This window comes from Bacillus sp. FSL K6-2865, assembly GCF_040311405.1.
Lineage (GTDB): Bacteria > Bacillota > Bacilli > Bacillales > Bacillaceae > Bacillus > Bacillus velezensis.
In genome coordinates, this window is record NZ_CP152036.1 from 2,516,812 (window position 1) to 2,531,855 (window position 15,044).

The 15,044-nt window shown below is 49.9% G+C and carries 4 protein-coding genes; all 4 read right to left on the reverse strand.

Annotated features, from left to right (window positions below; all coding sequences use genetic code 11):
- Positions 1-7 precede the first annotated feature (7 nt).
- From NYE42_RS12265 to NYE42_RS12280, 4 genes are read right to left on the reverse strand one after another with little or no spacing between them, the layout of a single operon-like run.
- On the reverse strand, positions 8-12,595 hold the full coding sequence (locus NYE42_RS12265) for an SDR family NAD(P)-dependent oxidoreductase (protein ID WP_352426494.1): 12,588 nt from the start codon (positions 12,593-12,595) through the stop codon (positions 8-10).
- Positions 12,596-12,634: 39 nt separating this feature from the next.
- On the reverse strand, positions 12,635-13,372 hold the full coding sequence (locus NYE42_RS12270) for an SDR family oxidoreductase (RefSeq protein ID WP_007408405.1): 738 nt from the start codon (positions 13,370-13,372) through the stop codon (positions 12,635-12,637).
- A gap of 14 nt (positions 13,373-13,386) precedes the next feature.
- A complete protein-coding gene (locus tag NYE42_RS12275; protein ID WP_251257484.1) occupies positions 13,387-14,751 on the reverse strand; it encodes a long-chain fatty acid--CoA ligase in 1,365 nt (454 codons plus the stop codon).
- On the reverse strand, positions 14,748-15,020 hold the full coding sequence (locus tag NYE42_RS12280; protein ID WP_003153264.1) for an acyl carrier protein: 273 nt from the start codon (positions 15,018-15,020) through the stop codon (positions 14,748-14,750). The genes NYE42_RS12275 and NYE42_RS12280 overlap by 4 nt, the downstream gene beginning before the upstream one ends.
- Positions 15,021-15,044: the final 24 nt, after the last annotated feature.

Here is a 15,044-nt window from a genome sequence, read left to right on the forward strand (position 1 = left end):
CATTACGCTAATCCCTGTAAAAACCGATCGTTCTTTTTACAGCGGCTTCTATGCTTATTTCGTTTTTCTCCAATTCATCAAGCAGGCGCTCATAAGTCTCAAGCGGGGACGTATCAGTCTCATAAGTCTCCCGGTGCCTTATATGCTGCGCACTGTGCGGTATCCAGCAATGTGTTTTCGCAAAAGGATAGACGGGCAGGCTGACTTTTTTTGGCCTTTCGTCCGGATATAATTTATTCCAGTCGACATGTAAACCTTGCACCCATAATTTTGCAAGCATTGTATACTTTCCTGCTTCAATCCATTGATCTACGGTCCCGCTCATTTCTGCGTTGTCCGTCATCTCTGTAAACAGCTGTTTCATCGCTTTGTTCCGGCCTGTAAAGAAATTCTGCCCCGTCTCCTTGCCGCTGAGGAAATCATTCAGCGCGTTCGTAAGCTCTTCTTTTGTTTCAGCGATAACGGCAAGGCGCTCTTCCATTTCATCCCGGCCAAGCTGAAGCGTATAAGCGATACCCGCAAGAGCTCCGTCAGCTGAATGTGTCTTTTCCAAATATCTGCACAGCTGTTCCGCACGTTCCTTCAGCTGTTCCGCCGTCTTTGCCGAGAGAATGAATAAGGACGGCTGAAGTTCACCGACCGTCCATTGCTTCTCTTCAACAGGAGAAACATATTCTTCGAGCACGACGTGAGCATTGACACCGCCAAATCCGAACGAGCTGACACCCGCTCTCCGCGGCAGTTCATTTCCGCTATCATCAGTCGCCGCTTTCCACGGCTGAGTGTCGCGGACGAAATAAAACGGGCTGCCGTCGAGGCTGATATACGGATTAACGGTTTCACAATGCAGACTTTTCACAAGCGTTTTGTGCTGCATCTGCAAAATAATTTTTAAAAGCCCGGCCATGCCGGCGGCAAGCTCTGTGTGGCCGATATTCGTTTTGACGGAACCGATGGCGCAATGAGGCTGATCGGGCGCTGTTACTCCGGCTTTCTGATAAAGCGCTGCAAAAGCCGCTTTGAGTCCGTTGATTTCTATCGGATCTCCGAGCGCCGTTCCCGTGCCGTGGGCTTCAATATAACTCACTGTACGGGGGTCGATGTTCGCTTGCTGATAAGCTTTTATCATGACTTCTGTCTGTGCTTTCGGATTCGGCGATGTAAGGGAAGCCGCCCGTCCGCCATGATTTTCCGCCGTTCCGCGAATAACGGCATAAATACGGTCGCCGTCACGTTCCGCATCGGATAATGTTTTCAAAACAATCATGCCCGCACCTTCAGCTCTGACATACCCGTCCGCTTGATCGGAAAATGTTTTGCATCGCCCGTCTTCACTGAGCATTCCCGCTTTATTAAAGCTGATATGCATATCCGGCGATACAATAGCATTGACGCCTCCTGCAATCGCGATGCCGCAGTCTCCGGCCTGAATTGCCCTGACCGCACGGTGAACAGCGACCAATGAGCTTGAACAGGCGGTTTCAATCGGTTCGCTCGGCCCATGTATATTCAGAAAATAGCTCATACGGTTCGGACCGATTGACGGAACCGTACCGGCGGCGGAAGAACCCTCAATCTCTATATGGAACTTTGAAGCTTCCTGAGCGTAACCGCTGTTTGTCGTGCCTGCAAAAATGCCTGTATTTGTTCCTGACAGGCTTTTGGCAGAGCAGCCTGCATCTTCAATCGCTTTCCATACATGCATCATTAAAAGTCTTTGCTGAGGATCCATCATTTCGGCTTCATGCGGAGAAATACCGAAAAATAAAGGGTCAAATTGAGCGGTTTCATCAATGAAGCCGCCCCACTTTACATTGCTCGCATTTTTATCTTTCTGCGGATCTCCGTAATACTGTCTCCAGTCCCAGCGCTCCGGCGGTATTTCAGAAATGCAGTCCTTTTCTCCGGCTAAATTCTCCCAAAACATTTCCGGATTTTCAGCCATTGGAAATGCACAGCTGATTCCGATTATCGCCACGGGCTCAGGTGCAGCTGCGGTTTTTGTTTTAGGAAGACGGGACGGAATCAAGAATGGCTCCGTCTTCATTTTTTTACGCACAACCGGTTTCTCCGTTTCTGCCTGTGAGCCGAATGTATCCGGATGTTCCGTCAGCAAGTATTGGGCAAAACGAAAGACTGTCGGGTATTCAAAAAATACGGCCGGTGTCAGTTCAAGCCCATACGTTTTATTTAGTTCATTTGCAAACTGCGTGAATGAAACCGAATCAAAGCCATAATCTCTCATCTCTGATTCAGCATCTATCTCGTCTTCTTTCACCTTCAGAATGCCTGATATCATATGTTTGAGTTCCGCTTGTACTTTATTCGGCATATGGACGGGCGTCTTCCTTGACACATGAATGCGATTGGACGGTTCCGGCGTTTCAGGCATCAGGTTTTTTCGAATCCGTTTTTCGTCGCCTTCTGCCACCATGACCTGGTGTTCTCCGGAGGCAAAAGCGGCGTAAAGCGCTTGGATGCCTGACGCCGATCGCATGGCTCTCATTCCGGTCTGTTCGTACATCAGCCGTTCGGTCTCTTTGTCCACACGCATACCGCCTTCTTCCCAAAGCGGCCAGTTGACAGACAGAGTCTGCCCGCTCCGCCTGTTGTCCCGCACGAGACGGTTCCGGCGGGCTGCATAAACGTCCATAAATGCGTTGGCTGCCGCATAACCGGCCTGCCCCGGATTTCCCATACCTCCCGCCAAGGAAGAAAACAGGATGAAAAAGTCCAGCCGCACATCTTTCGCTGCTTCATCAAGATTGATAAGCCCTTTCACCTTCGGCGCCATGACGGTCTTCCGTTCGTTTTCTGTCTGGTTCAGAATGTAGTTGTCAGCGATCACGCCTGCGCCGTGAATGATCCCGTCGAGTGTTCCGTGCACCTCCTGTATGCCGCGGACGAGGGCGATGACCGCCGCCCTGTCTGTCACGTCAACCGGTTGATACAATACGCGGGCACCCGACGCTTCCAAGCGCCGTAAGCGGGCGGAGCGGTCTTCATCAAGCGCTTCCGCCCTTCCCGTTAATACGAGGACGGCGTTTTTGACGCGGGAGGCTATTTCTTCAGCGAAAATCAGGCCGATGCCGCCCGCTCCCCCGGTGAGGAGGTAGACCCCTTCGTCTTTCCACGGAACGGCGCCGCTTTGAGGCGCCGGCAGATGACGCCAGTTTCTGACGAGACGTTTGCCGGCTTCATAACGGATTTCCGCTTGTTCAGGATGCGCCCGGTTTTCTTTCAGCTTGGCAAGAAGCGCCGAGGCTGACTCGTCCGGATCGGCTTGGATGACTTGGCCGTACAGCTTCGGATGTTCAAGGTGAGCCGTTTTCAGAAAAGCGGCCAGCCCCGCCAATACATTGTCTTCCCCCCTGTCGGGGACAAGAAGCTGGATCAGCGTTTTTTTCTTCTGTTTTTCTTTGATAAGACGCGTGACGATCGCTGACAGCTCCGCCGCGCAGGCGTCATAACGGTCTTCAATCGGACCTTCGCCGTCAGCCGCACATACGGCGCCGCTTATGTCCTCAGCGTTCATTCCGCCATACAGTGTCACGTATCTGAAAGACTCTTCTTGTCCGCTGCCTTCATCCGGCGGTGATTCCTGCCACTTTGGCTGAAGCAAGAGCGGTTTTTCCTCCGTTTCCTCTTCCAGAAAACGGGCGGTGAGCCCCGTCAATCGGACACATACCGCACCGTTTTCATCACACAGCTCAATATGATAGGCGCCGTCCGCTGAGGAAAGCACCGCCCACATCGTCTCCCGGCACGCAGAAAACACCTGCATATCCTGGAGGGCAAACGGCAGAAACGGCCGTCCGGACGCGGAACCGTCTGAGAGCACGAGACCGATAGAAGCCTGAAGGGCGGCGTCCAGCATGCTCGGATGCAGGATGAACGGCTCCTTTTCTTCGCGGGCGGACGGCGGAAGAGTGAGCTTTGCGAGCACTTCTCCGCTTCCGGCATAGACGGCGTCAAGCGCCTGATGAGACGGTCCGTAGGTGATGCCGAGGCTGTCGAACGCTTCATAGCACTCAGCCTTTGACAAGTGACGGCCGCCGCAGCGCGCCTGAACCGCTTCTACATCGAGAACAGGAGCACGCTCCGTCTCTTCGAGCACGGCCTTTCCCTGGAAAAAGACAAGCGGCTCTTCTCCTTCGGCATACGCTTCAAAAGCGATGTCTCCGTTTTCTTCCGGCTGAAGCTTTACATGAAGCGTCACTCCTTCAGAAAGCGCCGTCACCGGACGGAGCCAAACGATCTGTTTGAGCCTTACACCCGTTTTCCCGCCCGGCAAGTCTTCGGCGGCAAATGTAACGGCGGCCCGGGCCATTTCTAAAGCAGCCGCGCCCGGAAGCACCGGTTTTCCATTGACGATGTGATCGGCAAAAAACGGTTCATGTCCTGAAAAAACAGAAGTAAAACGCTGGGCGGTAAAGGTCGATGTATTCGCGTGGAGCAGCGGGTGAAGTCTGGCTGCTTTCTCACTTTTCGCTGAGCCTGTTTTGTCAAGTGACACATCAGCTTTTGTGACCCAATATCGGTCTTTGGCAAAAGGGTAGGCCGGGAGACTGATGCGGCCCGGGTTGCACTGATAAAGAGCTGACCAATCGACGTCAAGTCCTTTAACCCAAAGGTCAAGCAGCTTTCCGTATTTCCCTTTTCTCAGCCAGGCATTTATGGTAAGCGCCATATCTTCATCAGAAGTGAGCGAAGCCGCCAATGAATGATGTTTGGCTGTCCTGCCCCGCCAGATATGAGCATGTTCGATATTATGATCGTTTGAGAAACTCATAAGCTTCATTTTCAGTTCTTCTATCGACTCGGCCGTAAATGCAAGCCGCTCAGCCATCGGTTCTCTTCCCGCCTGAAGCGTGTAAGCGATCTTGGCCAAATCCCCGTCAGAACGTTTTTTTCTTATGACATCATCCAGAAGCTGGCGGGCGCGCTCTGATAATTGCTGCTCATTTCGCGCTGATAAAATGATAACAGCCGGTTTTTGCGGAGAAACAGACGCGTTTTCCATTGGTTTCAGGCTGTCAGACGGCACATATTCCTGAATGATGACATGTGCGTTTGAACCTCCTGCTCCAAACGAGGAAATGCCGGCAATTCTCGGATATTCCTTCATTTTACCCGTGATATTCAAGACAGGTCGTTTCCATTCCGTTTCTTTTTGCTGTACGAAAAACGGAGTGTGCTCAAACTCAATATTCGGATTCAATTCCGCGGCATGCAATGAAGGGGCAATCCTCTTATGTTTCAATTGCAGAAGCAGTTTGGTGATCCCCGCAATCCCGGCAGCGCTTTCTAAATGTCCGATATTTGATTTAATGGAACCGATGGAACAAAACTGCCGGTCTTCTGTTGTCAGGCGAAAAGCTTTCGTTAACCCGTCGATTTCAATCGGATCACCGAGCGCAGTGCCCGTTCCGTGGGCTTCCAAGTAACTGACCGTTCTCGGGTGAATGTCTGTCCGTTTCAACGTGTCTGCGATCAGATCAAACTGCGCTTTCGGATTTGGCACCATATAAGCGTTTGTCCTGCCTGCTGCGTTCAGCATGCTTCCTTTGATAACGCCGTAAATATGATCGCCGTCTTTCTCCGCTTGAGCAAGCGGCTTTAACACAATCGCCCCTACTCCTTCACCGTCAACAAAACCGTCCGCACTGTCTCCGAAAGATTTGCATTTATCACCGGGAGACAGCATTGAAAAAGCGGACAGCCGCTCATAGTGGGCCGGATCAACGATAAGATTGACTCCGCCGGCAATCGCTGTTTCACTCATTCCGCTCCGCAGGCTTTCTGCGGCGAGATGGACAGCTGTTAAAGAAGAAGAGCAGGCTGTATCCACAGCCATACTCGGCCCTTGGAAATTGAACAAAAACGATACTCTGTTTGCGATAGACCAGTCGCTGGGAACAGTCGGGTAATTGCTGTTCATCACACCGACAAAGACTCCGATTTTCCGGCTGTCACAAAGCGTGGCCGGGGTGTACCCCGCATCTTCAATGCTTGAATAAGCAGTCTGCAGAAACAACCTTTCCTGCGGATCCATCCTTTCAGCTTCCGCGGGAGATATACGGAAAAACAGCGGATCAAATGTATCAATGTCATCGAGAAAACCGCCCCATTTTGAATAAATGGACCCCCATTTTCCGCGTTCCTCGTTATAAAACGTTTTCCAGTCCCAGCGATCTTTCGGCACTTCAGTAATAGAATGCCTGCCGGCTTTTACATTTTCCCACAGCTCATCAACGTGATCGGCGCCCGGATACCGGCCTGACAGACCGATGACAGCGATATCCTGGATATAGGGATCTCCGTTCGTCCTTTCGCCTTCCTCGTTTTGAGGAATCTTGTTTTGTTTTACATTCAGGTTATCTATGTGATCAGACAGCTGTGCCTCACGCACACCCATCGCTTTCATAAATGCTCCCCGCTGAGAAAGAAGCAGGTAATCCGCGATTTCTTCTATCGTCTGATATTCAAAAAAGAGGGTGCTGGTCATTTGGTCAAACACGTTACGAAAGGCATTTGTGAGCCTGACGACCAGAATAGAATCCAAACCGTATGCGGTTAAGGAAACCGACGGATCCATTCTCCCGCTCGGAATCTTCAGCGTTTTTCCTATTAATTCCGTCAGATATGTGATGCCCCGTTCCCTTACGTTTGGAATCGGCGCGGCGCTTTCTGCGGGAGCCTGCACCCGTCCGGCGTTTTCGGGATGAGGCCGTCCATTCCCGAATTGCCGCTCGAGCGCTTCTTTACGGGAAGACAGAAAGTAATCAGCAAGCTCATCAATGGTTTGATATTCAAAAAATAAAGTGCTGCTGACAGAACCGAAGACGTCTTTTAACGCGTTGGTCAGTCTGACGACCAGTATGGAATCCAATCCGTATGCGGTTAAAGGTTCATGGGATAAAAGACGATGCGCCGGCACTATAAGCGCTTCACCGATGACCTTCTTCATCAGTTCAACGCTTTTTTCTCTCAGGCTGACATGCAAAGTATCATCCGAAAGACCTTCTGCGTCATACGGACGGCGCTCCGGCTTCTCTTCTGACGCCTGTGTGAGAGCAAGCCTGACCGTTCCGTCACTTTCAGCCGCTATAATCTGCTGGCCTAAGTCGTGTGCGGTTTCAGCCGGAAACAGGGGATGGACGAATCCTTCAAGCGAAAGCGCTTCCGCCCAGCCGGCCGGATCAACCCCCGGACAGCCCGGAATCCGTAAATCATGATCCTCATACAGCCACCAGCCTTCAAGAAGGCCAAACGTCACATGGTTGAATATGGTGCGGCTGTTGATCTCATTTATAAACAGCTGGCCGTTTTTTTGCAGCATTGCTTTCGCATGGCGCAGCGTAGAGCGGATATTTTTTGTCGCATGAAGCACATTGGTCGCGATCACTGCGTCATACGTGCCGATGTCCGGCGCTTCTGTTGATACCGGCTGCTCAGCGTTGAATATTTTATAAGTGACATAAGGATATTCCGGACCGAATATGTCTTCTGCATGTAAAAGAAATGCTTTAGAAATATCCGTGAAACAATATTCGGCAATATGCGCTTCATACGGTTTCAATTTTCTCATGACCGCAGCGCTCGTCCCGCCCGTTCCGGCTCCGATTTCTAAAATGCGGATTTTCGCCTGCGGGTCTTTTTCCAGACGTTCCTTCAAAACTGCAATCAATGTGTCAGCAAGCTTGTCATTGAAAAAATCAGAAATGATATTATTGCGGTAAATGCCTTCCACAAGACGGAAGGAGGAGTCAGGGAACATCACTTCCGTTGCCGGAAGCTTTCCGGTTAAAATGTCTGGAAGCACACGCAATGTCTCTTCTGCCAATCTGACATGCGCCCTCATGTCTTTCTGGCGCAGCCAAGTCTCTTTTTTCCGCTCCCATTCCTCCCACACCTGCCCTAGATCCGTTTTTTCCGGAGTAAGCGCTAATTTATTCAGGAGGACAAAGCTCTCTTTCAGCCATCTGCTGTATTGTTCCGTTATGCCGGCAGCCGATTGAAATAACGGCAAAGCCTGACCAAGCCCGGCTCCCATCTCATAAAGGGTTGATACAAGCATTTTTTCAATAAGGGACTCCATCTCTCTCATGCAGCTCATGACACTTGATGCTTTTAACCGCTCAGCTTCGTCATTCTGCGTGATGTTAACCGTTAATTGTCCGAGTGCGGAAGGAATCTTTTCCGGATAAACCGTTACTTGTTCTTTCAGATCGTCTTTCATAAAAACCGGATCTGTCGTTTTGATCAGCGCCAGCTGGTCATGAGGTCCGGAAAGCAGGGTTTCCAGCGTTTTCATCGCTTCGGGCGCCTCAATAGAAGCGATTCCGTCCCGCTCCATCCGTTTCCGGTATTGTTCTGAAGCGACAACGCCGACACTTCCCCAAAAGCCCCAATTGACAACTTTTACGGCATACGGCGCTTTCTGTGAGATCCGCTTAGCAAAAGCGTCTTTAAACGTGCACCCGGCGGCATAATTGCTCTGTCCCGGCGCTTTTTGAAACGACATCATCGAAGAGAAAAACAGCAAGAAATCCAGGGGTTCCCCTTCAGCTACCCGGGCAATCTGCAAGCTCACATCAGTTTTTGCAGAAAGTGAAGCGCGGAACTGATCCTCTTCCATATTGGCAAAACTTCGGTCTGATAACACGATGGCGGAATGGATGATTCCGCGGACCTTTCCATTTTCCTTTACAATGGTGTCATACGCCCGTTTGAGAGAGTCATAATCGGCAGCATCCGCGCTGAAATATTGCGGTGCGGGGCCTAAAGCCGCAAGTCTTTTCAGCTTTCTTTCAATCTGTGTATCTTTTTTCCGCCTCCCGATCCAGACAATTTTCGCCTGATAGGTCTGAATCATATATTCAGTCCATACTTCTCCTATTCCGCCTGCTCCGCCGATAATCACATAAACCCCGCCGTGCCGGTATAATGAAGGCTCATCTGCATGAGGCCGGCAGACGGCCAATTGCTGGCGGTGCCACTGACCTGCACGAAAGACCCACGGATTTCCCTCGGGATCCGCCGGTAAAGAGAAGACATCGGGAAGATGCCGGTCTCCCCTTTGAGATTCCAAATCAAGAAGCCGGATGCTCCAATTGCTGTATTCTTTTGCGAGCGACCCCGCTAATCCGTGTATGCTTGCATGACTCGGATTGACCTCATCATGTTCATGAATCGGCTGTGCTTGAAACGTGCAGATTGTCAATGATAGTTGTTCCGTGTCAAAATTCAGAAGCAGAAGCGCTTTTACCAGCCGGAAAAGCTGCATGACCCCGTGCTCCTGTCCGTCGGCCATATCCGCATCATAAACGGATGGAATGGGATGATCCGGCGCCGCCCATATCATGTGTTGAAAAGAACCTTGCGCTTTCAGTGTTTCAGCCATTTGTTCCGCGCTGTCCAAAGAAGTGATGTCCGGAAAACGGACATCGGAATACATCTCTTTCAAAGCCTGCTGAAAATCCGGCCCGGCCCCGATGACGATTATTTTTTCTTCACGCATGAAAGACATGCCGGTTTCCGGAATGGTGACGGTGTTCCAAACCGGTGTCATAAGCAATTCCGTTTCACGGCTTGTCTTCGGCGTGACGCCGGCTTTTTGGTTAAACCCGGCGCTTTCCTGCACCTCTTTTATGATAAAATCTTTCACTGCCGCCAACAGCACGCCGCGCTCATCACAAATATGCAGATCAAATTGGTGAACGGAGGCCGCTTTTACCTCCGCATGCACAAATACGGTTTTCGCTAACGGTTCAAGCAGCTGTATTTCTCCGAAGGAAAACGGTACGATAAGCGCAGGCTCTTTTTGAAATTGCAGCACATGCGCCATTGCAGTTTGAACAGCGCCATCCATTAAGGACGGATGTAGGATGTACTGTTTAAAATCGGCTTCCAAGTGTGACGGGAGCATTAATTTGGCCAGTGCTTTCCTTTCTGTATAAGAGAATTCGCGGATGACCTGAAAACTGTCCTTTTGCACGATTCCCGCCTCAGAGAACGAGTGATAGATATCTTTCGGCTCCGTTCTCTGCGCAAATGGCGCCGGGAGCTGAAAGACCGGGGCCTCAAAAGATGCTCCTTTTTCTTTACAAATCACTTCTCCTTGCGAAAAGAGGGTGCCGTCCGCTCCTTTTTCTTTAATGACATAGCTTATACGCTCTTTTTCTGCTTCAAACTCTATCATGACGGATGTTGGGTCTGTCCCTGTCACAATCGGCTCCATGTACCACACACTTTGAAGAGAGACGACCGGGCGTTCTCCCCACAATCCCGCGCCGTATGCCGCCATTTCCAGATGACAGACTCCGGGAAGCACATATTTTTCGTTCACTAAATGATCTTTAAAGAAATATTCATCCTTGGAAAATATCTTTTGAAACGTCCCTTTCCGGGCGGATGAAATATTCTCATCAAGCAGAGGATGCAGCGCTTCACGCCTTTTGATATTTTGGGGCTTTTTTGTATACCGCTTTTTTTGATCGGTCAGCCAGGACGTTTCCTTTAAAAACGGATACGTAGGAAGCGGAACTTTCTGATACGGCGTTTCCGGCTTTTTGCAACCTTGAAGGCCTTTCACCCACAGCGCGGCAAATTTCTCAGGATCTGAAACGGATTGGCCTGAAACGTCCGGACGCCCGGGTGACGCTTTTCCGAAGTACATATACCTGCCGTCGCTGTGACCGCTTACAAATCCGTCCAATCGCCGTTTCAGCTCAGAAAGGGATGATGCAATGACAGCAAGCCGGAAGGAGAAAGGCTCTCTGCCTGACAATAAGGTGGCAGCGATATTTTCCAGACTGTATCCGCCGGCAGAAGGCAGGTTTTCCAATCGGTCAAGAAAAGAGCTTAATTTCCCGGCATATTCTTTCAGCTGCTGTTCGGAATGTGCGCTTAATACGACGGCATGCGGTTTTTGCTCAGTATTCCCATCCGCTTGCCGTTCTGGCTGATAAGCACCTACGATCAGATGGGCATTAGAGCCTCCTGCGCCGAATGAACTGATTGCGGCGATTCTCGGTTTATCTCCTTCAGCCGGCCACGGCCGGTTGTTTCGGACGACATAAAATGGCGAATCAGAAAAAGAAATCTTGCGGTTCAGTTCCTCGGAGTGCAGACTGGCGGGAAGCGTTTCATGTTTCATGCTTAAAAGCACCTTGATTAAACCGGCGATCCCTGCAGCCGCTTCCAAATGTCCGATATTGGATTTCACCGAGCCGATTCCGCAGTAGTTTTTCTCATCGGTCTGTTTATCAAATGCCATAGACAGGCCGCGTATCTCAATCGGATCGCCGAGCGCCGTGCCGGTTCCGTGAGCTTCAATGTAGCTGATATCCGCCGGACTTACCGCGGCTCTGTTTAGAGCGGATAAAATCAGGTCCCGGTGCGCTTCCGGATTCGGCACCGTATACCCGGTCGTTTTGCCGCCGTGATTAGTGGCTGACCCCTTAATGACACCGTAGATGTGGTCTTTGTCCGCAATCGCTTTTTTCAATGGTTTTAACAAAACGGCTCCCGCGCCTTCGCCGGGCACGTAACCGTCTCCGCCTTCACCGAAACTGCGGCATTTTCCTTCAGAAGACAGAAAATGTGATTGGCTTAAAAACATGTATTTTTGCGGATGTAAGCTGAGGTTGACGCCTCCGGCAAGCGCCATTTCACAGTCGCCCGACATAATGGCCTGACAAGCCTGATGGACGGCGACAAGCGATGAAGAACACGCCGTATCAACAGCGATGCTCGGGCCATGGAGATCAAGGAAATAAGAAACCCGGTTCGGAATGCTCCAATATAAGGAGCCGGGGCCTTTGTACTGATCTTTGAGGAAACCTTCTTCGTGTGCAATTAATGAATATTCATTCCAGGTCACTCCGGCGAATACACCGATTTGATCCGTCGGCCTGGCCGCCGGGTTCCCGTAACCGGCATCCTCCATCGCTTCCCAGCAGCACGTGACATACAATTTTTGCTGGGGGTCCATTAAATCAGCTTCCCACGGGGAAACAGAAAAAAACAGCGGGTCAAATTGATCCGGATGATCAATAAAACCTCCCCATTTACTGTATGACGCGTATTCTGCCGTTTTCTCTTCCGAGTAATAAGAGCTGTCCCATCTGTCCTCTGGGATTTCAGAGACACAATCTTTATTTTCCATTAAATTGTTCCAAAAATCATGCTGGTTTTCCGCTTTCGGAAACATCCCGCTCATTCCGATAACCGCAATATCAGAGCTCCCGTCCGTTGCCGGTTCAGGCACCTTTTCAGCCGCCTGTACGGGAAGCAATTCTTCTTCCTGCGGGCTTCCCGTATCAGGCTCCGTTTCTTTGAATTCAAGAACGCTTTCGGGATTTCGTTTCTGCGCACTTAAAAACTCACTCAATTTCTCAATGTTCGGATATTCAAACAGCAGCGTTTCAGAAAGGCCGGTAAATTCTTTATGCAATATGGTCATGATTTCTTCACTGATGAGAGACGTCACGCCAAGAGTAAAAAAAGCGGTTTTATCTTCCGCTTCGGTCACCTCGGCACCCAGCTTTTCCGCTATTACCGTTCTTAAAAATTCGTTAATACATTTCATGAGGATACCATCCCTTGTACAAAAGAATTTTTCTGTGCTTTAACAAGTTAATCCGCCGTCTATTGCCATTGTCTGTCCGGTCATAAAGGACGATTCAGGAGAAAGCAGGAAACGAACGAGTCCGGTCATATCGTCTGTTTCGCCTAAACGCCCCATCGGCGTCCTTCTGATAATCTGCGATTTTTGTTTTTCCGGCATATTTTTCGTCATATCGGTGTCCACAAAACCGGGCGCAAGTGAATTGACACGGATTCCTTTAGACCCGAGCTCCCTGGCCAGGCTTCGCGTCAAGCCGTCAAGAGCCGCTTTGGATGCGCTGTAAACTGAAGTGCCTTTAAATCCTCTTGAGCCGATAATGGAGCTTATGTTAACGATTGATCCGGAATTTTGTTTCAGCATGACACGGGATACGTTTCGGGTCAGCTTGATGACTGAGCCGATATTCAGATTGAGGATGCGGTCAATGTCTTCATCATTGGTCAGGGGCAGCAGCTGATCAAGGTTCAAACCGGCGTTATTGACCAAGCCGTCTATTCTGGAAAACTTGCGGTATACTTGAAGAACAAACTGTTTCATGGCGGCATCATCCGCCGCATCCGCCGCTTCCCAATAAAAGCGGCCGCGGTACTTTTCACTCTCTCTCAATGTGTTAATAAAATCAGATTCACTGCGGCTGAAAGCGGCTACTTTGTAATCCTCATCCAAAAGCGTCTGTACAATCGCTTTTCCCAGCCCCCGGCTTCCTCCGCTGACGACCGCTACTTTTCCGTTATTCATATTTGCCTCCTGTTTTACACGTTTCTTATTTTTTTAAATCGGTCATTAGACAGTTTCCGATCTGTAACAGAGATGATCTGCGGTATCTTATATGGCTGCAGCTTCTGTTTGCAATGAGCTACGGCCCGCTTTCTGAAAGATTTGATATCTTCCTCTTTTTCAAGCACGGCCTCTGCTGCGACAATCTCGCCCGTAATCGGATTTTTTCTTCCCGTTATGAGAACATCCCGGACATTCGGTATCTCCAGAAAGACGCTTTCCACCTCTGCCGGAAACACTTTCTCTCCGCCCACATTAATGATTTCACTCTTTCTTCCAAGGATTCTTATATATTCGCCGTCTGTTTCCACCTGGTCACCGGTGTCATACCAGCCGTCTTCATCGAAAGGTGACGGTGCGTTTAAATAGCCGAGCATCGCCGACTCAGAACGGACCCAAAGCGTGCCTCCGGTAATTTTGGTCTCTGTTCCGGCACCGCCCACTTTCATCCAAGTGGATTGGCTGTCTTTTGATTTCGTTGAGAATATACCCAGTTCAGTTAATCCATATGTTTGTTTCAGCCGTACATCCGGAAACAGCCGGTGAATGCCGCGCAGCGTTGATTGGGGCATCGGTTCTGTGCCGTAAGTGATCAGCCGGAGTGAAGAGAGGTTATAGCCGGCATCCGCCTTGGACATCAGCAGCATGTTTAAAAAGGTCGGGGTGGCGGGGAGCACTTGGACAGCATGCTTGTCGACCGCCTGATAAACGGACTCCGGCGTTCTGCTGTCTGATGTGACGATGGTCCCCCCGTTAAACAGAATCGCAAACAGCGTATTAATGCCGCCGATATGATCCAATTTCAGAAAAATGAGCGTACGCAGCGGTTTTCTCTTCGCCGTTTTATATTTTTCAAGCAGCCGGCCGGCGCTTAACACGGATGCTTTGCTTTTGCCGGAAGTTCCCGATGTGAAAATAATAATGCCTGACTCCCCTCTCTCGCGCAGGTCATCAAGCAGAGGGTGAGAGGCGCTTTCAGAACCTCCGCGAAGCGTCCAGCTGTCATTTTCATTTATTTCAATGATTTGATTCACTTTCGCGTCTTCAAACATATCGAGATGCTTTTCCCTTGATTCATTGCTTAGAGGGACAACGATATTTCGGTTTAACAAAAGCGCCATCAGCAAAAAAATAGCGTTCGGGGAATAATCCCCGATAAGCGCCACACATTCTCCTTCACGTATTCCGTTTTGTTCAAGTTCTTTCTGAAAAAAGCTAATTCGTGCCAGCAAATCATCATACGTAAAAGTCTGCCCTTTAAAAATGAGAAACTCACTGTCTTGCGTTTCCCTAAGCTTATCAGTCACCCAGCTGATATCTCCCCCGCTTTCTGTTTTCATGATTGAGCACTGTCCATATATTTTTGATAAATATCACAAATGCTGCCGACGGTTGTAATGCTTGAAATTGTTTCTCCTTGGGAAAAAGGATCTACTCCGGTTTCCATCTCCATCTGTGCGACTAATTGAGCGATATCCAGTGATGAGAAGCCCAGATCCTCTATGACTCTCACATCATCTCCCGCTTCGACGGCCCGATATGACTGCTGTTCTTGAATGTCCTGAATGATTTGAGCGATGATCTGCTTCATTTCCTTGGTTTGTTCCATTTGCTTTCAGCTCCATTCTTCATT

What these genes read in the sequence shown, in the direction of transcription:
- NYE42_RS12265 (WP_352426494.1), bottom strand. Translation starts at nt 12,595, where the DNA reads ATGAAATGTATTAACGAATTTTTAAGAACGGTAATAGCGGAAAAGCTG.
- NYE42_RS12270 (WP_007408405.1), bottom strand. Translation starts at nt 13,372, where the DNA reads ATGAATAACGGAAAAGTAGCGGTCGTCAGCGGAGGAAGCCGGGGGCTG.
- NYE42_RS12275 (WP_251257484.1), bottom strand. Translation starts at nt 14,751, where the DNA reads ATGAAAACAGAAAGCGGGGGAGATATCAGCTGGGTGACTGATAAGCTT.
- NYE42_RS12280 (WP_003153264.1), bottom strand. Translation starts at nt 15,020, where the DNA reads ATGGAACAAACCAAGGAAATGAAGCAGATCATCGCTCAAATCATTCAG.